This is a genomic window from Paenarthrobacter sp. NCHU4564 (genome assembly GCF_052156435.1).
In the GTDB taxonomy this organism is placed as follows: Bacteria; Actinomycetota; Actinomycetes; order Actinomycetales; family Micrococcaceae; genus Arthrobacter.
In genome coordinates, this window is the sequence record NZ_JBQLIS010000002.1 from 176,716 (window position 1) to 199,662 (window position 22,947).

Sequence of the window (22,947 nt, forward strand, 5' to 3'; positions counted from 1 at the left end):
TTTTGGTTTTGTTCTCATGGTGTTGGGTGTGGAGCCTGTTTCCGGGTTGCGGGCAACTTGCGCAACGAATGCCGCACTTTTGCACGCCTACCGGTAGATTCGCTGGCTGCATGAGCAACGCCAAAGTTCCCACTGAGCACCGGCTGGCGCCTGTGTGTGGGGGCAGAGATCAAACAACGGAGAACACGAAAGTGCCTACGATTAACCAGCTGGTCCGCAAGGGCCGCACGCCGAAGGTCTCCAAGACCAAGGCTCCCGCGCTGAAGGGCAGCCCGATGCGCCGCGGTGTTTGCACCCGCGTTTACACCACCACTCCGAAGAAGCCGAACTCGGCTCTTCGTAAGGTTGCACGTGTGCGCCTTAACGGTGGCGTTGAAGTTACCGCCTACATCCCCGGTGTTGGCCACAACCTGCAGGAGCACTCCATCGTGCTCGTCCGTGGTGGTCGTGTGAAGGACCTCCCGGGTGTCCGCTACAAGATCGTCCGCGGTGCCCTCGACACCCAGGGTGTCAAGAACCGCAAGCAGGCCCGCAGCCGCTACGGCGCAAAGATGGAGAAGAAGTAATATGCCTCGCAAGGGTCCGGCCCCCAAGCGGCCGCTCGTTTCAGATCCCGTCTACGGCTCCCCGTTGGTCACGCAGCTGATCAACAAGGTCCTGATCGACGGCAAGAAGTCCACCGCAGAGCGCATCGTTTACGGTGCCCTCGAAGGTGCCCGTGCCAAGACGGGCGGCGACCCCGTCGCAGCCCTGAAGAAGGCCATGGACAACGTCAAGCCTTCCCTCGAGGTGCGTTCCCGCCGTGTTGGTGGCGCCACCTACCAGGTTCCGGTTGAGGTCAAGCCGGGTCGCTCCACCGCCCTCGCACTGCGTTGGCTCGTGGGCTACTCCAAGGCCCGCCGTGAAAAGACGATGACCGAGCGTCTCCAGAACGAAATCCTGGATGCATCGAACGGTCTCGGTGCCGCTGTGAAGCGTCGCGAAGACACCCACAAGATGGCCGAGTCCAACAAGGCCTTCGCACACTACCGCTGGTAAAAACTTCCCGGACGCCGCCGGCTCAATGAGCCGGCGGCGAACGTGTAGCCCATCCGAAAGGGAGACCCCGTGGCACAGGACGTGCTTACCGACCTTAACAAGGTCCGCAACATCGGCATCATGGCCCACATCGATGCCGGCAAGACCACTACTACCGAGCGCATTCTGTTCTACACAGGCGTGAACCACAAGATCGGCGAGACACACGACGGTGCTTCGACGACCGACTGGATGGAACAGGAAAAGGAACGCGGCATCACCATCACGTCCGCGGCCGTGACCTGCTTCTGGAACAAGAACCAGATCAACATCATCGACACCCCGGGCCACGTGGACTTCACGGTTGAGGTTGAGCGCTCCCTGCGCGTCCTCGACGGTGCAGTTGCAGTGTTCGACGGCAAGGAAGGCGTGGAGCCGCAGTCCGAGACTGTTTGGCGCCAGGCTGACAAGTACAACGTCCCGCGTATCTGCTTCGTCAACAAGATGGACAAGCTGGGCGCTGACTTCTACTTCACCGTGGACACCATCATCTCCCGCCTCGGCGCCAAGCCGCTGGTCATGCAGCTGCCGATCGGTGCCGAGAACGACTTCGTGGGCGTCGTCGACCTCCTTGAAATGCGCGCGCTGGTTTGGCCTGGCGACGCCAAGGGCGACGTCACCATGGGTGCTTCCTACGAGGTCCAGGAAATTCCTGCCGACCTCAAGGAAAAGGCCGAGGAATACCGCGCACAGCTCGTTGAGACTGTTGCCGAGGCATCCGAGGAACTCATGGAGAAGTACCTCGAAGGTGAAGAACTCACCCTCGAAGAGCTCAAGGCCGGCATCCGCAAGATGACCATCAACTCCGAGCTCTACCCGGTCTTCTGTGGTTCTGCCTTCAAGAACCGCGGTGTCCAGCCGATGCTTGACGCTGTTGTGGACTTCCTGCCGAACCCGCTGGACGTTCCCGCGATGATCGGCCACGATCCCCGCGACGAAGAGAAGGAACTGACCCGTAAGCCCTCCGCTGACGAGCCGTTCTCCGCTCTTGCGTTCAAGATCGCCGCACACCCCTTCTTCGGCCAGCTCACCTTCATCCGCGTGTACTCCGGTCACGTTGATTCCGGTGCGCAGGTGGTCAACTCCACCAAGGGCAAGAAGGAGCGCATCGGCAAGCTCTTCCAGATGCACGCCAACAAGGAAATGCCTGTCGAGGGCGCTACCGCCGGCCACATCTACGCTGCGATCGGCCTGAAGGACACCACCACCGGTGACACCCTGTGCGATCCCGCCAACCAGATCGTCCTCGAGTCCATGAGCTTCCCGGAGCCTGTGATCTCGGTTGCGATCGAGCCGAACACCAAGGGTGACCAGGAGAAGCTCTCCACGGCTATCCAGAAGCTCTCCGCCGAGGACCCCACCTTCCAGGTGTCCCTCAACGAAGAGACCGGCCAGACCGTTATCGCAGGTATGGGTGAACTTCACCTGGACATCCTCGTTGACCGTATGCGCCGCGAATTCAAGGTCGAGGCAAACGTCGGCAAGCCGCAGGTTGCCTACCGCGAAACCATCAAGCGCGCTGTGGAGAAGGTCGACTTCACCCACAAGAAGCAGACCGGTGGCTCGGGCCAGTTCGCAAAGGTCCAGGTCTCCTTCGAGCCGCTGGAAACCACGGACGGCACGTTCTACGAGTTCGAGAACAAGGTCACCGGTGGCCGTATTCCGCGTGAATACATCCCCTCCGTTGACGCTGGTATCCAGGACGCCATGCAGTTCGGTATCCTGGCCGGTTACCCGATGGTGGGCGTCAAGGCGATCCTGCTCGACGGTGCCTACCACGATGTCGACTCCTCCGAAATGGCGTTCAAGATCGCCGGTTCCCAGGTGTTCAAGGAAGGCGCCCGCAAGGCGAACCCTGTCCTGCTCGAACCCCTGATGGCCGTCGAGGTCCGTACCCCTGAGGAATACATGGGTGACGTGATCGGTGACCTCAACTCCCGCCGTGGCATGATCCAGTCCATGGAAGATGCTGCCGGCGTGAAGGTGGTCCGTGCGAACGTGCCGCTGTCCGAAATGTTCGGCTACATCGGTGACCTGCGGTCCAAGACCCAGGGTCGCGCTGTGTACTCGATGACGTTCGACAGCTACGCGGAGGTCCCGAAGGCTGTTGCCGACGAGATCATCCAGAAGACCCGCGGCGAGTAATCACCCGGATCGGATGCAGTTCCGGTTCCGGGAAGGCATCACAGCGCAGTAGGCGGGGCCGCGGTGGAAACCGTGGCCCGGCCCCCTGCGCGAACAGGCTCTAGGAACTACCATTGGTTCCTGAATCTGCAATTTCACCAAAACCAAGCCCCCAAGTAGACTTGCTAGAGTTTCTGCCGCGAAAAGCGCGGCCGAGGAGCACGTCACTTGAAATCGTTCTAGGAGGAACCTGTGGCAAAGGCAAAGTTCGAGCGGACTAAGCCGCACGTCAACATCGGCACCATTGGTCACGTTGACCACGGTAAGACGACGCTGACTGCCGCCATTTCCAAGGTGCTGTACGACCAGTACCCGGATCTCAACGAGCAGCGCGACTTCGCGTCCATCGACTCTGCTCCGGAAGAGCGCCAGCGCGGTATTACCATCAACATCTCCCACGTGGAGTACCAGACCGAGAAGCGTCACTACGCACACGTTGACGCCCCCGGTCACGCTGACTACATCAAGAACATGATCACCGGTGCTGCCCAGATGGACGGCGCAATCCTCGTGGTTGCCGCTACCGATGGTCCGATGGCCCAGACCCGTGAGCACGTTCTGCTCGCCCGCCAGGTTGGTGTTCCCTACCTGCTGGTCGCACTGAACAAGTCCGACATGGTTGAGGACGAGGAACTCCTCGACCTCGTTGAAATGGAAGTTCGTGAGCTCCTGAGCTCGCAGGGCTTCGACGGTGACGACGCTCCCGTCGTTCGCGTTTCCGGTCTGAAGGCACTGGAAGGCGACCCGGTTTGGGTCAAGTCCGTCCAGGACCTGATGGCAGCTGTCGACGAGTCTGTTCCGGACCCCGTTCGTGACCGCGACAAGCCGTTCCTGATGCCGATCGAAGACGTCTTCACCATCACCGGCCGTGGCACCGTTGTTACGGGCCGCGCCGAGCGTGGTACCCTCGCCATCAACTCCGAGGTCGAGATCGTCGGCATCCGCCCGATCCAGAAGACCACGGTTACCGGTATCGAGATGTTCCACAAGCAGCTCGACGAAGCATGGGCCGGCGAAAACTGTGGCCTCCTGCTCCGTGGCCTCAAGCGCGACGATGTCGAGCGTGGCCAGGTTGTCGTCAAGCCGGGTTCCATCACCCCGCACACCGACTTCGAGGCCAACGTCTACATCCTTTCCAAGGACGAAGGCGGACGTCACAACCCGTTCTACTCGAACTACCGCCCGCAGTTCTACTTCCGTACGACGGACGTTACCGGCGTTATCACCCTGCCCGAGGGCACGGAAATGGTTATGCCCGGCGACAACACTGAGATGACCGTTGAGCTCATCCAGCCGATCGCAATGGAAGAGGGCCTCGGCTTCGCTATCCGTGAAGGTGGCCGCACCGTTGGTTCGGGACGTGTTACCAAGATCATCAAGTAGTTTCTGCTTGTAGATCGGGAAGGTTCCGGTCAGCCGGAAGTTACCCACAGAAGAACCCCACCGCATCGCCGGTGGGGTTCTTCTTTGTTATGATTTATCTATCGATTGGATAAACGCCGGTTCCTTGTTGTGTCCGGTGCTTCGAAAGGGTCTGCCATGACTGCACTGCTGGTTCTGATGCTGGTTGCCGTAGTGGGCTCCATTGGATTCGCCTGGGGGTCCCATGTGGGCCGCACGGCCAAGCTGCGGAGCGCCCCGGCAACGAAAGTGGAGCAGGAATCCGCGTATCAGGCGGGATACCTGGCTGGACACCTCGCGGGCTGGCGTGATGCAGTGACGGCCGCAGGCCGCCACCAGGCAGGGGGAGTGGACCAGGTCCAGTCAGCCGCTCCAGCCGACCTTCCGGCATTGCCGCTCCCTGGCAGCGGTGGGTTGCCGCTGCCGGCTCCACAGTCACCGCTCCCCATGCAGACCGCGGCAGCTCCTGCCGGGCAATTGCCGCCTCTGGCGACGCCTGTGCCGCAGCCGGCCCACGGCCTCGCACCCGCCCCGAAGCTTGCTCCGTTCACGCCGGCTGTTGTGAGTCCCGCACCGGCCCATCCCGCGCCACCCCGTCCCGCGCCAGCCCAACCCGTGCCACCCCGTCCCGCTCCGTTCACGCCCGTGCAGGAAACACCGGAGGAGGCTGCCGCCCGCAAGGCGCGGCGCGACCAGCAAAACATCAATGTCACCCTGTATGTTGCCAGCCTGCTGCTGGTTGCCGCAGGCGCGTTGTTCGTCGGCACCAGCCTCCCTGTGCCGCTTCGCTTCGCCGGCATTTGCGGCATCACAGCTCTCTTCTACGGAGCCGGTCTGGTCATCCACCGCCGGGTTCCCAGACTGAAACCCGCGGCAGTGGCCTTCGTGGGCACGGGCCTTGCGTTGGTGCCCATCCTGGGGCTTGCCATGTACAACTTTGCCTTCCACCATGGCCCGGCTGCCTGGCTGATCACCTCTTTGGTTGGCACGGGAGCGTATGTCTATGCCGCGCTCCGGTTGGACAGCAAGGTGCTGGCGTTCCTGTCGCTCACCTTCATGGTTTCCACCGCCTGGTCGGGTGTCTCGATCCTGGGCGGGGCACTCGTGTGGTACTTCACCGCACTCATTGGTGTCGCCATCATCTCCACGGTCGTGGCACTGGTTCAGCCTCGCTGGATACCTCCGCTCTTCCTGCAGCCGTTGGCACAGTTGCACCCTTTCGTGGTGCCGCTTGCCGCGGTTGCCGTAACGTGCATGCCGCATTTGCTGGGCAAGGGGGAGTACCCGCTGGTGATGGCAATGTGCGGGGCCTACTTCGCCGTGATGGTGGCCGTCCCAGGCGTTCGATACCGCATCCAGCATTTCCATGCTGCGCGTATCGCCTTGACCTTGGCGCTTCTCGGCCTGGTGTGGGATCTCTCGGAGGACGCCACCTATGTCATGCTGGCGGCCGTCATCACGCTGGGTGGACAGGCCGTAGGTGTCAGCTTGGCTGGGCGCCGGATCATCCCGGGGTCTTGGTGGAACGACGCCGTCTCCTGCCTGGGCCTGCAGAGCGTCATCGCTGCCGTCCTTGCGGTGGTTCTTGCCCTTCAAGGTTCCGGTATCCCCACCTATCTTCCCTTCGTCGTCTGCATGGTGACTGCCATGGCCTGTGGTTGGAAGCTGGGCCACGGTGCAGAGTTTGCTCCCGGCGGTGTCCTCGCAGTCATCGTGCCCTTTGTCCCCGTGCTGGATGCCTGGTCCGTGGCGGCCTTTGCAGGGTCGGCTGCCGTTTACTGGTTTGCCCGCGCCGCCATATCGGCACCGTACCGGAAGCCCTTGGTCCTTGCGGCGCGGGTGGCCTTGACCTTCTCGGTTCCCGCCATCGTCGCGGGTGCCCTGGACGGTTCTCCCGACAGGAGTGCATACGTCGTCCTGGCCGCGGTGCTCGCCTCCGCAGCGCAGCAGATGGTGGGTGCCGTCCTGGAACACCGCGGGGTCAGGTTGGCCGGGCCGCAGGCCTCTGCTGCCTCCTTCGGTGGTGCCGCACTGGTCGGGTTGCCGGTTCTTTCCTGGCTGGACGGGGCTGCCGGGAAGCCCTTGGTGGTTGCGGGCGTTTCCACCGTGGTAGCAGCGGGATTGCTGGCCGGGTTGTGCCTCGTTCTGCGGCCTCGGATTTCCGGGGAGGAGCCAGCTGGAAGCAGGCCTTCACCCCCTCGGCCAACCATTGCGGAGTTGCTCGGACCTGTCACGGCGGCAGTGGGTGGTGTCATTGGCTTCGTGACGGTCTCGCTCACGCTGGGCAACGCCGTCCTCCTGGCGTTGACCGGATACCTGGTCCTGTTGGCGCTTCGCCTCCCCGACTCCAGCCGACGCCGGAACTACTGGTGGTTTGCCCGAGGGGCAGCCACTGTCCTCGCGGTGTCGGCGTACGCTGATGCCGTCCGGCATGGATGGAGCCCCCGGATCGCGGGCGAAATTCCTTCGGCGGCCTTGGTGCTGGTGCTGCTTGCGGCGGGCCAGCTCCTTCTGCCACTCCTTCCAGCCACCCGCCGCCGGTCACCGGACGCCGCCCGTCTCGACGCCGGATTGCTCCTGCTGGTCATGGGTGCGGCGGCATCGTTCCTCACGGCAGCCGGTGTTTGGAGCGCACCCCTGTTCCGACACAGCTGGCAGCCGGGGGTTGCGGCCCTGGTAACAGCCGCGGCTGCGCTGACTACGGGATTCTTTCTGCGGAGGGTGCCCGCCACGTGGGTCATGGCACCCGCTGCCCTGGCACTTCTCCTGCTGCTCAGGTCCGGCGACGTCGGGGATGTCGAGGCCCTGCTGGGCGTGTTCTCCCTCTACGGCATCGTCATGGTGTTTGCTGTGCAGCCCGGGAGGGTACAGGGGGCGTACCTTGTTGCTGCGCGCGTCCTGACCGCTGCTTTGGTCACCGTCCTGGCCGCGGATCTGACGGATTCTCCGGCAGCGGCTTCCCTTGCTTTGGCAACCGTACTGGTGCTGCAACCGACTTTGGTCCTGCTCTTCCGTGGCCGCCTTCGGGACCTCCCTTACCAGCGTGGGGCTGCGTGGGCTGTCCTGGCTGCCCAGCTTGCCGTGCCGCTGGCGTACCTTGCGATAGGGAATCACGACGCCGGTGGCCGTTGGGTGGTCCTCCTCGAGTTGGCACTGGTCCCGGCTTCAGCAGCGATCATGCGGCGTGTCCAGGAGTTGGGCGGTGCCATGTACTTCGGCGTGGCCTCCGTAGCAGCCCTGGTTGTGGCCGCCGGTCCTGCTGTGGCCTTCCCGGCAAATACGTGGCTGTCCGAACCCATCCTTGACCGATACCAAGGGCCTCTGGTCTTCCTGGGACTGGCAGTGGCCGTTGCGGGGGCCCAGGTCCTTCTGCAACGCCGCAAGCGGACCGCCTCGCGTTCGGTGGTCCCGGCAGAACGGTGGTTGTGGTTGGTTGCCGCTCTCTTGTTCACGCTCCTGGGCGGACTCCTGACCCTTGATGTGTCCTACTCATTGACCGGTCTGGCGGTTTTGGTGCTGGCCCTCGTGCTGTTCGTTGCATCCCACCTTTTGGATATGCCGTCGCTTTATGCTGCGGCAGCGCCGTCGGCGCTGGTGGGTGCAGTACCTGCAGCCGAAGGTTTGCTGGGTCCCGGGAATGGAGCCTGGGCTGTTTTCATGCCTTGGCTCGTGGGCGGTGTTGGCCTTGCCGCACTCCTGTATCCGGTTCGCTGGTTCGGAGGAGCAGGCATCACGGATCAACCCTGGCGCCGGAATGGGCTTGCCGGTACTGCGGTGGGCGCATTGGCAGCTTCTGCCGCCATTGGGCTTGCGAGCGATCCCACTGCCCTCACGGCCGCTGGCCTCGTTATGGTTGCGGGGGTCATCGTGGTCATCGAAGTGCCACACGGCAGGTGGCTTGCCGGAGAGGTCGCGGGATTGGTCTCGCTCGCCGCCGTGCAACGGGCGGTCCTCTTTGTGGGAGTTGGTTCCCCGGAGTGGTTCTGGGCCGCGCAATGGTATGTGGTGGCCGGAGCTGTTCTGGCAGGACTGCGCTATTTCAAGGGCCAGCGGCACGAAGCGCGCTGGCGTTTGGGTGTGACGGCGGGCGTTTTGGCACTGACCTCTTTGGGAACTGTCCTGGGTGGCACGCCGTCACAACAGGTGTATGTCCTCGCGGCCCATGTGCTCCTGCTGGTGGCGGGCCTTCTGCTGGCCGAACGGATGTTTGTGTGGTGGGGTGCCGCAGGGGTGGCTCTCAGCATCATGTGGGCCTTGCGGTCCTACGCGTTCGCCATGCTGGCACTGGTTGCGCTGGCCCTGATCGTTGTAGCTGTGTGGCGGTTGAACCGGAAGCCACCCGCTGCGCCGGACGGGGCCCAGGAGTCCCCGGGCTATCACGTGGAGTCGCGCCCCGACCGCATCCGCTAAGGTTGCTGACAGGAGAGGAGCATCATGGAATTCCTGATCGTCTTGGCAGTCATTGCCGGAATTGGCGCAGCCGTGCTGTGGGGCCGGAAGTATTTCCGCAACGAGATCGACCGCGCAAAACGGATCAATCGAGCCAACAAGAACAGATAGAACGCCTGTTTTAACCCGGCCGGGCTAGGGCTGGTGCCGGCGTGCGCGTCCCAAGGATCTATACCAGTAATAAGACTCCTTGGGCGTGCGCTCCAGGGTTTCGAAGTCAACATGGACAAGCCCGAACCGTTGGGAGTACCCGGCGGCCCACTCAAAGTTGTCCATGAGCGTCCATACGTAATAACCCCGAAGATCCATGCCCTCGGCGGGACCGCCCGGCCCCGTTGCCGTCAATGCATGGCCAAGGTGCTCTGCCAGGTAGCTGATCCGATCGGTGTCCTGCACCGGGCCGTCCACATGCGAAGGCTCCGGGAAGCTTGCGCCGCCCTCCGTGATGTACACGGGAGGCAAGGCATCGCCGTACCGCTCGGTCATTTCCTGCAGCAGTATCGCCAGCTGTTCCGGTGCCTCCGGCCAGCCGAAACCTGTGGTCTCATATTCCTGGTAGGCCGCCAGGTGGAAGGGGACGTTGACCATCTCCTCGGCCTGGCCGGTGGGAATCTCCGCGGGACCGCGGCCGGAAGCAACCTTGATGGGGTAGTAATAGTTCAAGCCGTAGAAGTCCAAGGGCTGGCTGATGGTTTCCAGGTCGCCGTCCAGCACCGGGCCCAGTGATCGGAACCAGGGCCACAGCGGAAGCGACGGTTTGGGGTATTGCCCAAGGAGTACCGCATCGGCATAGATCCGGTTCAGGATCAGGTCCAGGGCTTCGGCCATGAGGCGGTCCGAAAGCCGGTTGCCGGCCGGGCGGACGGGGGAGTGCATATTGGACAGTCCGATCCGGCCCTTGACCCCGGCAGCCCTGAGGGCCTGCACTGCCAGGCCGTGCCCCAGGAGTTGGTGGTGGGCGGCGGGAAGGCAGTCGAAGAGCAACCGGAGCCCGGGGGCATGGGCACCCAACGCGTAGCCCTGCAGGGTGACCGAGACCGGCTCGTTGACCGTGACCCAGGAATCCACCCGGTCGCCGAAGTGTTCCGCTGCCACGGCGGCGTAGGCGGCAAGTCGCTCAGCTGTATCCCGGTTCATCCACCCGCCCGCATGTTCCAGCGGCAAGGGAGTATCCCAGTGGTAGAGCGTCACCATGGGGGAGATGCCGGCGGCAAGGAGTTTATCCAGCAGGCGGTCGTAGAACTCCAGCCCGCGTTGATTGACGGCGCCTTGCCCGTCCGGTTGGATCCGGGGCCAGGATAATGAGAAGCGGTAGGAGTCGACACCGAGTTCCTGCATCAGGGCAATGTCCTCATCGGCCCTGTTGTAGTGGTCGCACGCAATGGCGGGGGATCCGCCGTCGATGATTGTTCCGGGCTTTTCCGCGAACGCGTCCCAACCCGAAGGGCCCCGTCCGTCGGCCGTCAGTGCACCTTCGATCTGAAACGCGGCCGAAGCGACGCCAAGGGTGAATCCCGGGCGGAGCCTGGCGGCCAGATCTTCCACCGAACCCGTATCCTGGACTGTCATGCTCCATCATCCACAGCCGGTGGCGGGGCTGGCAATGGCTCCGGCAGCCCCGATTGGCCTTTGCTTGATAATTCCGGCATACTGGATGAGTTGTTCAAGCGCTTCTTCGCGTCCCGATCCGGATAATGCCGGGTGCCAGGGTCCAGGCTGAAGCCCAAACATAACCCTGAACCCCATGGATTGCGGTCGAGTTTGCGTGAAAATCGCGACACGCCCGACCGCGGGGGTCGGTGCGCCGGCAGGTTGAGGAACCCGGAGTATTCCGGATTCAGCTTGTGCGGCGAGTGGTGGTATTACCTCAAACGCTTCGGCGGCCACACAACAGGTAAGTAAACAGAGCAGCCCTAACTAGAGCAGCACTAGCTGAAAGAGAGTCAGGCGACATGGCGGGACAAAAAATCCGCATCCGGCTGAAGTCATATGACCACGAGGTCATTGATGTTTCAGCGCGGAAGATCGTTGAGACGGTCACGCGCGCAGGCGCAACGGTAGTCGGCCCGGTGCCGCTGCCCACGGAGAAGAACGTTTACTGCGTTATCCGCTCTCCGCACAAGTACAAGGACAGCCGTGAGCACTTCGAAATGCGTACTCACAAGCGTCTGATCGACATCATCGACCCCACGCCGAAGGCTGTTGACTCGCTCATGCGTCTCGACCTGCCGGCTGACGTGAACATCGAAATCAAGCTCTAGGGAGGTGCTGAGAGACTATGACCGCAACCCGTAACGTAAAGGGCCTGTTGGGCACGAAGCTCGGCATGACCCAGGTCTGGGACGAGAACAACAAGCTCATCCCGGTAACTGTCGTCCAGGCTGACTCCAACGTCATCACCCAGCTCCGCAATGCGGAGTCCGATGGCTACGTCGCCGTCCAGATCGGCTACGGCCAGATCGACCCCCGCAAGGTCACCAAGCCGCTGGCTGGTCACTTCGAGAAGGCCGGCGTAACTCCTCGCCGCCACGTGGTCGAACTGCGTACCGCAGACGCCGCATCCTACGAGCTGGGCCAGGAGCTCTCTGTTGAGATCTTCGAAGCCGGCCAGAAGATCGACGTCGTTGGCACCACCAAGGGTAAGGGCTTTGCCGGTGTTATGAAGCGTCACGGCTTCTCCGGCGTTGGCGCCTCCCACGGTGCCCACAAGAACCACCGTAAGCCTGGCTCCATCGGTGGCGCATCCACCCCGAGCCGCGTCTTCAAGGGTCTGAAAATGGCCGGCCGCATGGGCGCCGTTCGTCACACCACGCTGAACCTCACGGTTCACGCTGTTGACGTTGAGAAGTCGCTGCTCCTTATCAAGGGTGCCGTCCCCGGTGCCCGCGGCCAGGTCGTACTCGTACGTTCCGCCGTGAAGGGAGCCTAGTTCAATGACTAGCACTGTCAAGGTAGACCTGCCTGCAGAGATCTTCGACGTCCAGACCAACGTGCCGCTGCTGCACCAGGTCGTCGTCGCCCAGCTCGCTGCTGCCCGCCAGGGTACCCACAAGACCAAGACCCGCGCCGAAGTTTCCGGTGCCGGCCGCAAGCCGTTCAAGCAGAAGGGCACGGGCCGCGCCCGCCAGGGTTCCATCCGTGCACCGCACATGACCGGCGGTGGCATTGTCCACGGTCCGACCCCGCGCGACTACACGCAGCGCACCCCCAAGAAGATGAAGGCTGCTGCACTCCGCGGCGCCCTGTCTGACCGCGCCCGCAACGGCCGCATCCACGTCCTCGAGTCCCTGGTTGCCGGCACCAAGCCGTCCTCCAAGGAAGCCCTGGCGTCGCTGCGCGCAGTTTCCGAGCGCAAGAACCTGCTCGTTGTTATCGAGCGCGCCAACGACGTTGCTGCACTGTCCGTGCGCAACCTCGCAGATGTTCACGTTCTGTACGCAGACCAGCTGAACACCTACGACGTGCTGATCTCCGACGACGTGGTCTTCACCAAGGCTGCTTTCGATGCGTTCGTCGCTGACAAGGCAAAGAACGAGGAGGCCTCCAAGTGAGCGTAACCACCATCAAGGATCCGCGCGACGTCGTGCTTGCACCCGTCGTTTCGGAAAAGAGCTACGGTCTGATCGACGAAGGCAAGTACACCTTCCTGGTGGATCCTCGCTCGAACAAGACCGAGATCAAGCTGGCCGTGGAGAAGATCTTCTCCGTCAAGGTCGAATCGATCAACACCATCAACCGTGCCGGTAAGCGCAAGCGCACCAAATTCGGCTGGGGACAGCGCAAGAGCACCAAGCGTGCGATTGTCACCCTCAAAGAAGGCACTATCGACATCTTCGGCGGTCCGCTCGCGTAGCGGAGACCACTTTAACGAGGAAATAAATTATGGGAATCCGTAAATACAAGCCGACTACCCCGGGCCGTCGCGGCTCGAGCGTAGCCGACTTCGCTGAAATCACGCGGTCGACTCCGGAAAAGTCGTTGCTGCGTCCGCTGCACAAGACCGGCGGCCGTAACAACACCGGTAAGATCACCACCCGCCACAAGGGTGGTGGGCACAAGCGCCAGTACCGTCTGATCGACTTCCGTCGTCACGACAAGGACGGCATCAACGCCCGCGTTGCCGAAATCGAGTACGATCCGAACCGTACGGCTCGCATCGCCCTCCTGCACTACGTTGATGGCACCAAGCGTTACATCATCGCTCCGAACAAGCTGTCCCAGGGTGACTTCGTCGAGGCCGGTCCCGACGCTGACATCAAGCCGGGCAACAACCTGCCGCTGCGCAACATCCCCGTCGGTACCGTGATCCACGCAGTTGAACTGCGTCCGGGTGGCGGCGCCAAGATGGCCCGCTCCGCAGGTGCTTCGGTCCAGCTCGTCGCCAAGGAAGGCCGCTTTGCACAGCTGCGCCTGCCCTCCGGCGAAATCCGCAACGTTGACGTGCGCTGCCGCGCAACCGTCGGCGAGGTCGGCAACGCCGAGCAGTCGAACATCAACTGGGGCAAGGCCGGCCGTATGCGCTGGAAGGGCGTCCGCCCGACCGTCCGTGGTGTAGCCATGAACCCGGTTGACCACCCGCACGGTGGTGGTGAAGGCAAGACCTCCGGTGGCCGTCACCCCGTCAACCCCAACGGCAAGCCCGAGGGCCGCACCCGCCGTCCGAACAAAGAGAGCGACAAGCTTATTGTTCGTCGCCGCCGTACTGGCAAGAACAAGCGATAGGAGCCTGGACACATGCCACGCAGCCTGAAAAAAGGTCCTTTCGTTGACCAGCACCTCTTTGTGAAGGTCGCACGGGAAAACGAGAAGGGCACCAAGAACGTCATCAAGACCTGGTCCCGCCGTTCGATGATCATCCCCGACATGCTCGGACACACGATCGCCGTACACGACGGACGCAAGCACATTCCGGTGTTTGTCACTGAGTCGATGGTCGGGCACAAGCTCGGCGAATTCGCTCCGACGCGGACATTCCGCGGCCATGTTAAGGACGACCGTAAGGGCAAGCGCCGCTAGGCGCCTGGCTTTACGTCTTAGACGAGAGAAGGAAAGCAATGGAAGCCAAGGCAATTGCGCGTCACATCCGCGTAACGCCTATGAAGGCCCGGCGCGTCGTCAACCTTGTTCGTGGCAAGCAAGCGAATGAGGCTCTGGCAATTCTGAAGTTTGCCCCGCAGGCAGCTTCGGAGCCGGTCTTCAAGGTACTTCAGTCGGCAATGGCCAACGCACGTGTCCTCGCGGACCGCGACGGCGTTGCATTCGACGAGACCGACCTCTTCATCAGCGAAGCATTCGTTGATGAGGGCCCCACCATGAAGCGGTTCCAGCCGCGTGCCCAGGGCCGCGCATACCGCATCAAGAAGCGGACCAGCCACATCACCGTGGTCGTCGCAACCCCGGAGAAAGAGGAGGCTCGCTAAGTGGGACAGAAAGTAAACCCGCACGGGTTCCGACTCGGCATCACCAGCGACCACGTTTCGCACTGGTTCGCTGACAGCAACAAGCCGGGCCAGCGCTACAAGGACTTTGTCCGCGAGGACATCAAGATCCGTCAGCTCATGTCCACGGGCATGGAGCGTGCAGGCATCGCCAAGGTTGAGATCGAGCGCACCCGCGACCGCGTCCGCGTGGACATCCACACGGCACGTCCGGGCATCGTTATCGGCCGCCGCGGCGCCGAGGCAGACCGCATCCGCGGCGAGCTCGAAAAGCTCACCGGCAAGCAGGTACAGCTGAACATCCTCGAGGTCAAGAACCCCGAGATCGAAGCACAGCTGGTTGCCCAGGGCATCGCTGAGCAGCTGACTTCCCGCGTGGCTTTCCGCCGTGCGATGAAGAAGGCCATGCAGTCCGCACAGCGTGCGGGTGCCAAGGGTATCCGTGTTGCTTGCTCGGGCCGTCTGGGCGGGGCAGAAATGTCCCGTTCGGAGTTCTACCGCGAAGGCCGTGTGCCCCTGCACACCCTCCGCGCGAACATCGATTACGGCTTCTACGAAGCCAAGACCACCTTCGGCCGCATCGGTGTGAAGGTTTGGATCTACAAGGGTGACGTCACCGCCAAGGAACTGGCCCAGCAGGCAGCTGCTGCCCCGTCCCGTGGCCGTGGTGGAGACCGTCCGGGCCGCCCGGGTGGCGACCGCCGTCGTCGTAACGACCGTCCGGCAGCTGAGGCAGCACCTGCTGCCGTTGAAGCACCGGCCGCTGAAGCTGCTGCTCCTGCAGCAGAAGGAGGACAGGCTTAAATGCTTATCCCACGTCGAGTCAAGCACCGTAAGCAGCACCACCCGGGTCGTTCCGGCGCTGCTACGGGCGGCACCAAGGTCACCTTCGGTGAGTACGGTATCCAGGCACTGAGCCCGGCATACGTTACCAACCGTCAGATCGAATCCGCCCGTATCGCGATGACCCGCCACATCAAGCGTGGCGGTAAGGTCTGGATCAACATCTACCCGGACCGTCCGCTGACCAAGAAGCCTGCTGAAACCCGTATGGGTTCCGGTAAGGGTTCCCCGGAGTGGTGGGTCGCAAACGTCAAGCCGGGCCGGGTTCTGTTCGAACTCTCCGGTGTCAATGAAGAGGTAGCTCGCGAGGCACTGCGCCTGGCAATCCACAAGCTCCCGTTGAAGGCACGCATTGTGCGTCGCGAAGGTGGTGAATAGAAATGGCAGTAGGGTCGAAGGATCTCGCACCCGCACAGCTGGACGGTTTCGACAACGAGCGTCTCGTTGAAGAACTCCGCAAGTCCAAGGAAGAGCTGTTCAACCTGCGTTTCCAGTCCGCCACCGGCCAGCTGGAGAACCACGGTCGTCTGCGCGCGGTAAAGAAGGACATCGCACGCATCTACACCGTGCTTCGTGAGCGCGAGCTGGGCATTCGTGCCGAGGTTGCCGCACCGGTTGTGGAAGCCAAGGAAGAAAAGAAGTCCAAGAAGGCTGCCAAGGCTGAAACTGCCGAGGTTGAAGCTGGAGAGGACGCCAAGTGAGCGAGAAGGAAAACGTGACGGAAGCAGCAGCCAGCGCTGAACAGCGCGGTTACCGTAAGACGCGTCGCGGCTACGTAGTCTCCGACAAGATGGAAAAGACCATCGTTGTCGAGGTTGAAGACCGCGTGAAGCACGCTCTGTACGGCAAGGTTATTCGCCGCACTTCGAAGATCAAGGCTCACGACGAGCAGAACACCGCCGGCATTGGCGACCTCGTTCTGATCGCCGAGACCCGCCCGCTGTCCGCTACCAAGCGGTTCCGCCTGGTGGAGATCCTCGAAAAGGCCAAGTAAATCCCGCGCCGGGCATGCCCGGCAGGTTTACTGGAAGGGTCCGCGTTCCGTATGGAGCGCGGGCCCTTCCGCTTTCCCGGCCGGTTATGGTATGGCCCGAAAGCATGCTAAGATTTTGAGTTTGTATGGCGCCATTTGTGTGCCATCGACTACCTCGTAAACAATCGTGCCACTGCATACTGCCCCGCGCAGGGTTTTCCTGCAAGGGAAGCTGATGCTCGTGGCACGGGCGTTTAGGCCTGTTCTGGCAAAATCCAGGCAGGTCCAGAGACACCCCGATCAACCGTTCCGCAAGGCTCATTCCGTAGGCATGTTTTCGGTCTGAGAACCAGCGCGACGCAAGGAGTAAAAATTGATTCAGCAGGAGTCGCGACTGAAGGTCGCCGACAACACGGGTGCTAAGGAAATCCTTACCATTCGCGTTCTCGGTGGATCCGGCCGTCGCTACGCAGGCATTGGCGACGTCATCGTCGCAACCGTCAAGGACGCTATCCCTGGCGGCAACGTAAAGAAGGGTGACGTCGTCAAGGCCGTCATCGTTCGTACCAAGAAGGAACGCCGCCGTGCGGATGGTTCCTACATCAAGTTTGACGAGAACGCAGCTGTGATCCTGAAGAACGACGGTGACCCCCGCGGTACCCGTATCTTCGGCCCGGTTGGTCGTGAACTTCGCGACAAGAAGTTCATGAAGATCGTTTCGCTGGCCCCGGAGGTGCTCTAGTCCATGGCTAAGATCAAGAAGGGTGACCTCGTTCAGGTCATCACCGGCGCCAAGCAGGAACGCGGCGGCGACCGCGGCAAGCAGGGCAAGGTCCTGCGCGTATTCCCCGCCACCAATCGCGTGCTGGTAGAAGGAATCAACCGCGTCACCAAGCACACCAAGGTTGGTCAGTCCCAGCGCGGCACCAAGACCGGCGGCATCGAGGTTGTTGAAGCCCCGATCCACGTGTCCAACGTTGCCCTGGTTGACCCGTCGACCAAGAAGCCGACCCGCGTTGGTTTCCGTCTCGACACCGTTGAGAAGGACGGCCGCACCAAGACCGTTCGTATCCGCGTGTCCAAGGCCACCGGGAAGGACATCTGATGACTGAGACTCTCGAGACTCCAGTGAAGATCGTTCCTCGTCTGAAGACGAAGTACGCAGAGACCATCAAGAAGTCCCTGCAGGACGAGTTCAACTACGCGAACGTGAACCAGGTTCCCCGCCTGGTGAAGGTCGTTGTGAACATGGGTGTTGGAGATGCCGCCAAGGACTCCAAGCTGATCGACGGCGCTGTCCGCGACCTCACCCTGATCACCGGCCAGAAGCCGCAGGTAACCAAGGCCCGCAAGTCGATCGCACAGTTCAAGCTGCGCGAAGGCATGCCGATCGGTGCACACGCAACCCTGCGTGGAGACCGCATGTGGGAATTCGTGGACCGTCTGGTATCGCTGGCCCTGCCGCGTATCCGTGACTTCCGCGGCCTCAACGGCAAGCAGTTCGATGGCAACGGCAACTACACCTTCGGTCTGACCGAGCAGGTTATGTTCCACGAAATCGACCAGGACTCCATCGACCGCGTCCGCGGTATGGACATCACGGTCGTCACCACTGCCAAGACCGACGACGAAGGCCGCGCGCTGCTCAAGGCGCTTGGTTTCCCGTTCAAGACTGAAGACTAACTACGTAAAAGGTCCGGCCGTGCCAGCTCCTAAGAGCCGGCACCGCGGAAACCGTTACGAGGAAGGGCTATAGCCCAAATGACTATGACAGATCCTGTCGCAGACATGCTTACGCGTCTGCGCAACGCAAACTCGGCATACCACGACTCCGTCACCATGCCGTACAGCAAGCTGAAGGCACGCGTCGCCGACATCCTGAAGGCAGAAGGCTTCATCGCCGACTGGAAGGAAGAGGACGCAGAGGTTGGCAAGAAGCTGACCATCAGCCTGAAGTTCGGTCCGAACCGCGAGCGTTCGATCGCTGGTGTCCGCCGCATCTCCAAGCCCGGTCTCCGCGTTTACGCGAAGTCCACCAACCTGCCTCACGTGCTGGGTGGCCTGGGTATCGCAATCCTGTCCACCTCTTCCGGCCTCCTGACTGACAAGCAGGCCGGCAAGAAGGGCGTGGGCGGCGAAGTCCTCGCGTACGTCTGGTAACGGGAGAGGAAGAGAATAATGTCACGTATTGGACGTCTCCCCATCACCGTTCCCGCCGGCGTTGAAGTCAAGCTTGATGGCTCCGTCATCAGCGTCAAGGGCGCCAAGGGCGAGCTGAGCCACACTGTGGCCAGCCCGATCGAGGTTTCCCTGGAAGAGAACACCCTGACGGTCACCCGCCCGAACGACGAGCGCAACTCGCGTTCGCTGCACGGCCTGACCCGCACCCTGATCTCCAACATGATCGTGGGTGTCACCGAGGGCTACGAGAAGAAGCTTGAAATCGTCGGTACCGGTTACCGTGTTCAGGCCAAGGGTGCTGACCTGGAGTTCGCTCTGGGCTACAGCCACCCGGTGAACGTCTCTGCTCCGGAAGGCATCACTTTCGCGGTAGAGGGCCCCACCAAGCTCTCCGTTTCGGGTATCAACAAGCAGCAGGTTGGCGAAGTTGCTGCCAACATCCGCAAGCTGCGCAAGCCCGATCCCTACAAGGGCAAGGGTGTCCGTTACGCCGGCGAGGTCATCCGCCGCAAGGTCGGAAAGGCTGGTAAGTAAACCATGGCCATCGCAATTAACAAGAAGCGTTCGAACAAGAGCAAGTCTGCTGCCCGCAGCCGTCGCCAGCTTCGTATCCGCAAGCGCATCACGGGTACCGCTGTTCGTCCCCGCCTGATCGTCAACCGCTCGGCACGTCACGTGTTCGTTCAGGTTGTCGACGACAGCAAGGGCGTTACCGTGGCTTCGGCTTCCACCCTGGAAGCTGACCTGCGCGCATTCGACGGAGACAAGACTGCCAAGGCCAAGCGCGTCGGCGAGCTCGTTGCCGAGCGTGCCAAGGCTGCCGGTATCGAAGCTGTTGTCTTCGACCGTGGCGGTAACAAGTACCACGGCCGCATCGCCGCCGTCGCTGACGGTGCACGTGAAGGTGGGCTGGCACTGTGACCGCTGAAAACAACGAAAAGGACATTCAGGTGACTGAAGCTGTAGCTGCTGAAGCAACTGAGACCGCTGCCGCTACCGAGGACCGCCGCGGCGGCCGTCGTGGCGAGCGCGGCGAGCGTGGCCAGGGCCGCGGCGACCGTGGTGGCCGTGGTGGCCGCGACGGCGGTCGCGAGGCCGAGAAGAGCCAGTTCGTAGAGCGCGTTGTAACCATCAACCGTGTTGCCAAGGTCGTCAAGGGTGGTCGTCGCTTCAGCTTCACCGCCCTGGTGGTCGTCGGTGACGGCAACGGTCTGGTCGGCGTCGGCTACGGCAAGGCCAAGGAAGTTCCCGCTGCCATCGCCAAGGGCGTTGAAGAGGCCAAGAAGTCCTTCTTCCGCGTTCCGCGCGTTGGCAACACCATCCCGCACCGCGTGCAGGGTGAGGCTGCTGCAGGCGTTGTCCTGCTGCGTCCGGCTTCCGCCGGTACCGGTGTTATCGCCGGTGGTCCGGTCCGTGCGGTATTGGAGTGCGTGGGTATCCACGACATCCTCTCCAAGTCGCTCGGTTCCTCCAACGCGATCAACATCGTTCACGCGACCGTTGACGCCCTGAAGCAGCTCGAAGAGCCCGCTTCCGTGGCTGCCCGCCGTGGCCTGCCGCTGGACGAGGTCGCTCCGGTTGCCCTGGTGCGTGCGCTCCAGAACCAGAAGGCAGGTGTCTAGTCATGGCTAAGAACCTGACTCCCTCCGACGCCAAGTTGGAGATCACCCAGATCAAGGGCGTCATTGGCGCCAAGCAGAACCAGCGCGAAACCCTTCGGTCGCTCGGCCTGAAGCGCATCGGACACACCGTTGTCCGTACCGCTGACGCCGTGACTGTTGGCATGCTCAACACGGTTCCGCACCTCGTGAATGTAGAGGAGGCGAAGTAATGGCAGAGAACGAGACCGCTGAGAAGCAGAACGCTCTGAAGGTCCACCACCTGCGTCCCGCCCCGGGTGCCAAGACCGCCAAGACCCGTGTGGGTCGTGGTGAAGGCTCCAAGGGTAAGACCGCTGGTCGCGGTACCAAGGGTACGAAGGCCCGCTACCAGGTAAAGGCTGGCTTTGCCGGCGGCCAGCTGCCGCTGCACATGCGCCTGCCGAAGCTGCGCGGCTTCAAGAACCCGTTCAAGGTTGAATTCCAGGTTGTTAACCTGGACAAGCTGAACGAGCTCTTCCCCGAAGGTGGCGCTGTCACCGTCGAGTCCCTGGTTGAGAAGGGCGCCGTTCGCAAGAACCAGCCCGTCAAGGTGCTGGGCACCGGCGACATCACCGTCAAGGTTGACGTCACCGCCCACGCTTTCTCTTCCAGCGCTGCTGAAAAGATCGCTGCTGCAGGCGGAAGCACCACGGCTCTCTAAGAGTCTGTGGGGCGTTTGCCCACAGTAATAAAGATCCCGGCATGCGGGGCCACAGGCCCTGTATGCCGGGATTTTTTTGCTGGTTGTGGACTCTCGATTATTACGACGGCGTCACAAGCAGCTAGACTCGGTTGTTGGGTTTCAATGAGCCCACTCACATCCTTGTACTTAAACTCAGGAGGACGCTTGCTCAGCGCATTCGGACGGGCGTTTCGGACGCCCGATTTGCGACGCAAGTTGTTGTTCACGCTGGGAATCATCACAATCTTCCGCTTGGGAGCTTTCATCCCCTCGCCTGGTGTGAACTACCAGAATGTCCAGCAATGCTTGATCAACGGTGATACCTCGCAGGGCATCTACCAGCTGGTGAACCTGTTCAGCGGCGGTGCGTTGCTGCAGGTGTCGGTTTTTGCCCTGGGCATCATGCCCTACATCACGGCGAGCATCATCGTGCAGTTGCTCCGCGTGGTCATTCCGCGGTTCCAGCAGCTGTATGAGGAAGGCTCCTCCGGTCAGTCCAAGCTGACGCAGTACACCCGGTACCTGACCATCGCCCTGGGCCTCCTGAATGCAACCACCCTGGTGTCGTTGGCGCGTTCGGGCCAGCTGCTGCCGGGCTGCAACCTGCCGATCATTCCGGATGAAAGCATCATCGCCACCATCCTGATCATCATCACGCTGACGGCCGGTACGGGCCTCATCATGTGGATGGGCGAGCTTGTCACGGAAAAGGGCGTGGGCAACGGCATGTCCCTGCTCATCTTCACGTCCATTGCGGCGAGCTTCCCGGGTTCGCTCGGTTCCATCTGGGAGTCCAAGGGACCGGGTACGTTCTTCACGGTGCTGGCAGTCGGTCTCCTGACAGTCGCCCTGGTGGTCTTCGTGGAGCAGTCGCAGCGTCGTGTTCCCGTTCAATATGCCAAGCGCATGATCGGGCGACGCACCGTTGGCGGCACCAGCACCTACATCCCCATCAAGGTGAACATGGCCGGCGTCGTGCCCGTCATCTTTGCCTCCTCCATGCTGTACCTGCCGGGCCTGATTGCACAGTTCAACCAGCCGCAGGCAGGGGAGCCGATCGCTCCGTGGGTTGAATGGATCAACAACAACCTCACCCGCGGCGACCATCCCATCTACATGGCGCTCTACTTCGCCATGATTGTTTTCTTCACCTACTTCTACGTGGCCATCACCTTCAACCCTGAAGAAGTGTCGGACAACATGAAGAAGTACGGCGGGTTCATTCCGGGCATCCGGGCGGGTAAACCGACCGCGGACTACCTGCAGTACGTGCTTTCCAGGATCACTTTGCCTGGAGCCCTCTACCTGGGCTTCGTGGCGTTGATTCCGCTGGTCGCACTCGTCCTGATCAACGCCAACCAGAACTTCCCGTTCGGTGGCACCTCAATCCTGATCATGGTGGGCGTCGGCCTGGAAACCGTCAAGCAGATTGATGCGCAGCTACAACAACGTCACTACGAAGGGCTTTTGCGATGACGAGAATGCTGATCATTGGACCTCCGGGTTCGGGTAAGGGTACGCAGGCTGAGCGGATTTCCGAGCGGCTGGGCGTGGTGGCCATCTCCACCGGCGACATCTTCCGTGCCAACGTCAAGGGCGAGACCCCGCTGGGTATCGAAGCCAAGAAGTACATGGACGCCGGGGACTTTGTTCCGGACAGCGTGACCAACAAGATGGTCCGGGACCGCCTCAGCGAAAGCGATGTGGAGAACGGCTTCCTTTTGGACGGATACCCCCGTACCACCGCCCAAGTGGACTACCTGGACCAGATCCTCGCCGAGGGCCAGCAGGAGCTCGACGTCGTGCTCCAGCTGACCGCCGACGACGAAGAACTGGTAAGCCGCCTCCTTGGCCGTGCCAAGGAAACCGGACGCTCAGACGACAACGAGGCCGTCATCCGCCACCGGTTGGACCTTTACCACGAGCAGACCGAGGCCGTTGTTGCCAAGTATGCCGAGCGTGGCATCCTCACGCAGGTGGACGGTATCGGCGGGATCGACGAGGTCACGGACCGCGTCCTGACCGCAATCGAATCCGCCAAGGCCGTCTAGGCAGCTTTTCCACATAGCCGGTCAGCCG

The 22,947-nt window shown here is 62.0% G+C and carries 29 protein-coding genes; 28 read left to right on the top strand and 1 reads right to left on the bottom strand.

Going from position 1 to position 22,947, the window contains the following annotated elements:
• Positions 1 to 191 precede the first annotated feature (191 nt).
• From rpsL to ACSVIE_RS03305, 6 genes are all read left to right on the top strand, one after another.
• Positions 192 to 566 (top strand): 30S ribosomal protein S12, encoded by a 375-nt coding sequence (gene rpsL / locus ACSVIE_RS03280; RefSeq protein WP_009358312.1) that lies wholly within the window; start codon positions 192 to 194, stop codon positions 564 to 566.
• Between the two features lies 1 nt (position 567).
• On the top strand, positions 568 to 1,038 hold the full coding sequence (rpsG, locus tag ACSVIE_RS03285) for a 30S ribosomal protein S7 (protein WP_021472399.1): 471 nt from the start codon (positions 568 to 570) through the stop codon (positions 1,036 to 1,038).
• A 69-nt stretch (positions 1,039 to 1,107) separates the two neighbouring features.
• On the top strand, positions 1,108 to 3,222 hold the full coding sequence (gene fusA, locus ACSVIE_RS03290; RefSeq protein ID WP_166183604.1) for an elongation factor G: 2,115 nt from the start codon (positions 1,108 to 1,110) through the stop codon (positions 3,220 to 3,222).
• Between the two features lie 231 nt (positions 3,223 to 3,453).
• Entirely contained in the window at positions 3,454 to 4,644 is a 1,191-nt protein-coding gene (tuf, locus tag ACSVIE_RS03295; protein WP_021472401.1) for an elongation factor Tu, read from the top strand.
• A gap of 156 nt (positions 4,645 to 4,800) precedes the next feature.
• Positions 4,801 to 9,072, top strand: coding sequence for a hypothetical protein (locus tag ACSVIE_RS03300; RefSeq protein ID WP_442423005.1), 4,272 nt, complete (start codon positions 4,801 to 4,803; stop codon positions 9,070 to 9,072).
• A gap of 24 nt (positions 9,073 to 9,096) precedes the next feature.
• Positions 9,097 to 9,222 (top strand): hypothetical protein, encoded by a 126-nt coding sequence (locus tag ACSVIE_RS03305; protein WP_426003644.1) that lies wholly within the window; start codon positions 9,097 to 9,099, stop codon positions 9,220 to 9,222.
• 24 nt (positions 9,223 to 9,246) lie between these two features.
• Here the strand turns inward: ACSVIE_RS03305 and ACSVIE_RS03310 are convergent, their stop codons facing one another.
• Positions 9,247 to 10,680 (bottom strand): GH1 family beta-glucosidase, encoded by a 1,434-nt coding sequence (locus tag ACSVIE_RS03310; protein ID WP_442423006.1) that lies wholly within the window; start codon positions 10,678 to 10,680, stop codon positions 9,247 to 9,249.
• A 383-nt stretch (positions 10,681 to 11,063) separates the two neighbouring features.
• Here ACSVIE_RS03310 and rpsJ point away from each other — a divergent pair, with 383 nt between their 5' ends.
• The 22 genes from rpsJ to ACSVIE_RS03420 all read left to right on the top strand — a co-directional run bounded on the left by rpsJ (position 11,064) and on the right by ACSVIE_RS03420 (position 22,919).
• Entirely contained in the window at positions 11,064 to 11,372 is a 309-nt protein-coding gene (gene rpsJ, locus ACSVIE_RS03315) for a 30S ribosomal protein S10 (RefSeq protein WP_003803825.1), read from the top strand.
• 17 nt (positions 11,373 to 11,389) lie between these two features.
• Positions 11,390 to 12,040, top strand: a complete 651-nt coding sequence (gene rplC, locus ACSVIE_RS03320) for a 50S ribosomal protein L3 (RefSeq protein ID WP_426003641.1) — start codon at positions 11,390 to 11,392, stop codon at positions 12,038 to 12,040.
• 4 nt (positions 12,041 to 12,044) lie between these two features.
• Positions 12,045 to 12,662, top strand: a complete 618-nt coding sequence (gene rplD / locus ACSVIE_RS03325) for a 50S ribosomal protein L4 (RefSeq protein ID WP_426003640.1) — start codon at positions 12,045 to 12,047, stop codon at positions 12,660 to 12,662.
• On the top strand, positions 12,659 to 12,964 hold the full coding sequence (gene rplW, locus ACSVIE_RS03330; protein ID WP_021472408.1) for a 50S ribosomal protein L23: 306 nt from the start codon (positions 12,659 to 12,661) through the stop codon (positions 12,962 to 12,964). The genes rplD and rplW overlap by 4 nt, the downstream gene beginning before the upstream one ends.
• Before the next feature lie 29 nt (positions 12,965 to 12,993).
• Positions 12,994 to 13,833, top strand: a complete 840-nt coding sequence (gene rplB / locus ACSVIE_RS03335) for a 50S ribosomal protein L2 (protein ID WP_021472409.1) — start codon at positions 12,994 to 12,996, stop codon at positions 13,831 to 13,833.
• A 12-nt stretch (positions 13,834 to 13,845) separates the two neighbouring features.
• Positions 13,846 to 14,127: a 30S ribosomal protein S19 gene (rpsS, locus tag ACSVIE_RS03340; RefSeq protein WP_003803803.1), complete on the top strand. Its 282-nt coding sequence runs from the start codon at positions 13,846 to 13,848 to the stop codon at positions 14,125 to 14,127.
• A 38-nt stretch (positions 14,128 to 14,165) separates the two neighbouring features.
• On the top strand, positions 14,166 to 14,531 hold the full coding sequence (gene rplV, locus ACSVIE_RS03345; protein ID WP_426003639.1) for a 50S ribosomal protein L22: 366 nt from the start codon (positions 14,166 to 14,168) through the stop codon (positions 14,529 to 14,531).
• On the top strand, positions 14,532 to 15,353 hold the full coding sequence (gene rpsC, locus ACSVIE_RS03350) for a 30S ribosomal protein S3 (RefSeq protein WP_387435059.1): 822 nt from the start codon (positions 14,532 to 14,534) through the stop codon (positions 15,351 to 15,353).
• On the top strand, positions 15,354 to 15,770 hold the full coding sequence (gene rplP / locus ACSVIE_RS03355; protein WP_021472412.1) for a 50S ribosomal protein L16: 417 nt from the start codon (positions 15,354 to 15,356) through the stop codon (positions 15,768 to 15,770).
• Positions 15,771 to 15,772: 2 nt separating this feature from the next.
• Positions 15,773 to 16,093 (top strand): 50S ribosomal protein L29, encoded by a 321-nt coding sequence (gene rpmC, locus ACSVIE_RS03360; RefSeq protein ID WP_021472413.1) that lies wholly within the window; start codon positions 15,773 to 15,775, stop codon positions 16,091 to 16,093.
• On the top strand, positions 16,090 to 16,386 hold the full coding sequence (rpsQ, locus tag ACSVIE_RS03365) for a 30S ribosomal protein S17 (RefSeq protein ID WP_144659419.1): 297 nt from the start codon (positions 16,090 to 16,092) through the stop codon (positions 16,384 to 16,386). The genes rpmC and rpsQ overlap by 4 nt, the downstream gene beginning before the upstream one ends.
• Before the next feature lie 352 nt (positions 16,387 to 16,738).
• On the top strand, positions 16,739 to 17,107 hold the full coding sequence (gene rplN / locus ACSVIE_RS03370; protein ID WP_003803789.1) for a 50S ribosomal protein L14: 369 nt from the start codon (positions 16,739 to 16,741) through the stop codon (positions 17,105 to 17,107).
• 3 nt (positions 17,108 to 17,110) lie between these two features.
• A complete protein-coding gene (gene rplX / locus ACSVIE_RS03375; RefSeq protein WP_347108073.1) occupies positions 17,111 to 17,470 on the top strand; it encodes a 50S ribosomal protein L24 in 360 nt (119 codons plus the stop codon).
• Complete coding sequence (rplE, locus tag ACSVIE_RS03380; RefSeq protein WP_426003637.1) at positions 17,470 to 18,048, top strand: 50S ribosomal protein L5; 579 nt, start codon at positions 17,470 to 17,472, stop codon at positions 18,046 to 18,048. The genes rplX and rplE overlap by 1 nt, the downstream gene beginning before the upstream one ends.
• 78 nt (positions 18,049 to 18,126) lie before the next feature.
• The gene (gene rpsH, locus ACSVIE_RS03385; RefSeq protein WP_426003636.1) at positions 18,127 to 18,525 is read left to right on the top strand and encodes a 30S ribosomal protein S8; all 399 of its coding nucleotides are present in this window, start codon (positions 18,127 to 18,129) and stop codon (positions 18,523 to 18,525) included.
• Positions 18,526 to 18,543: 18 nt separating this feature from the next.
• On the top strand, positions 18,544 to 19,080 hold the full coding sequence (gene rplF / locus ACSVIE_RS03390) for a 50S ribosomal protein L6 (RefSeq protein ID WP_426003635.1): 537 nt from the start codon (positions 18,544 to 18,546) through the stop codon (positions 19,078 to 19,080).
• 3 nt (positions 19,081 to 19,083) lie between these two features.
• Entirely contained in the window at positions 19,084 to 19,467 is a 384-nt protein-coding gene (gene rplR, locus ACSVIE_RS03395) for a 50S ribosomal protein L18 (RefSeq protein WP_397325847.1), read from the top strand.
• A gap of 29 nt (positions 19,468 to 19,496) precedes the next feature.
• Positions 19,497 to 20,168, top strand: coding sequence for a 30S ribosomal protein S5 (rpsE, locus tag ACSVIE_RS03400; RefSeq protein ID WP_426003633.1), 672 nt, complete (start codon positions 19,497 to 19,499; stop codon positions 20,166 to 20,168).
• 2 nt (positions 20,169 to 20,170) lie between these two features.
• Positions 20,171 to 20,377, top strand: coding sequence for a 50S ribosomal protein L30 (gene rpmD, locus ACSVIE_RS03405; RefSeq protein WP_115790334.1), 207 nt, complete (start codon positions 20,171 to 20,173; stop codon positions 20,375 to 20,377).
• Positions 20,377 to 20,847 carry a 50S ribosomal protein L15 gene (gene rplO, locus ACSVIE_RS03410; RefSeq protein WP_426003632.1) on the top strand — a complete coding sequence of 157 codons (471 nt, stop codon included), beginning with the start codon at positions 20,377 to 20,379 and terminating at the stop codon, positions 20,845 to 20,847. Before rpmD ends, rplO begins: the two co-directional genes overlap by 1 nt.
• Before the next feature lie 186 nt (positions 20,848 to 21,033).
• Positions 21,034 to 22,344: a preprotein translocase subunit SecY gene (gene secY, locus ACSVIE_RS03415; RefSeq protein ID WP_426003631.1), complete on the top strand. Its 1,311-nt coding sequence runs from the start codon at positions 21,034 to 21,036 to the stop codon at positions 22,342 to 22,344.
• 5 nt (positions 22,345 to 22,349) lie between these two features.
• Positions 22,350 to 22,919, top strand: coding sequence for an adenylate kinase (locus tag ACSVIE_RS03420; RefSeq protein ID WP_426007591.1), 570 nt, complete (start codon positions 22,350 to 22,352; stop codon positions 22,917 to 22,919).
• Positions 22,920 to 22,947 lie beyond the last annotated feature (28 nt).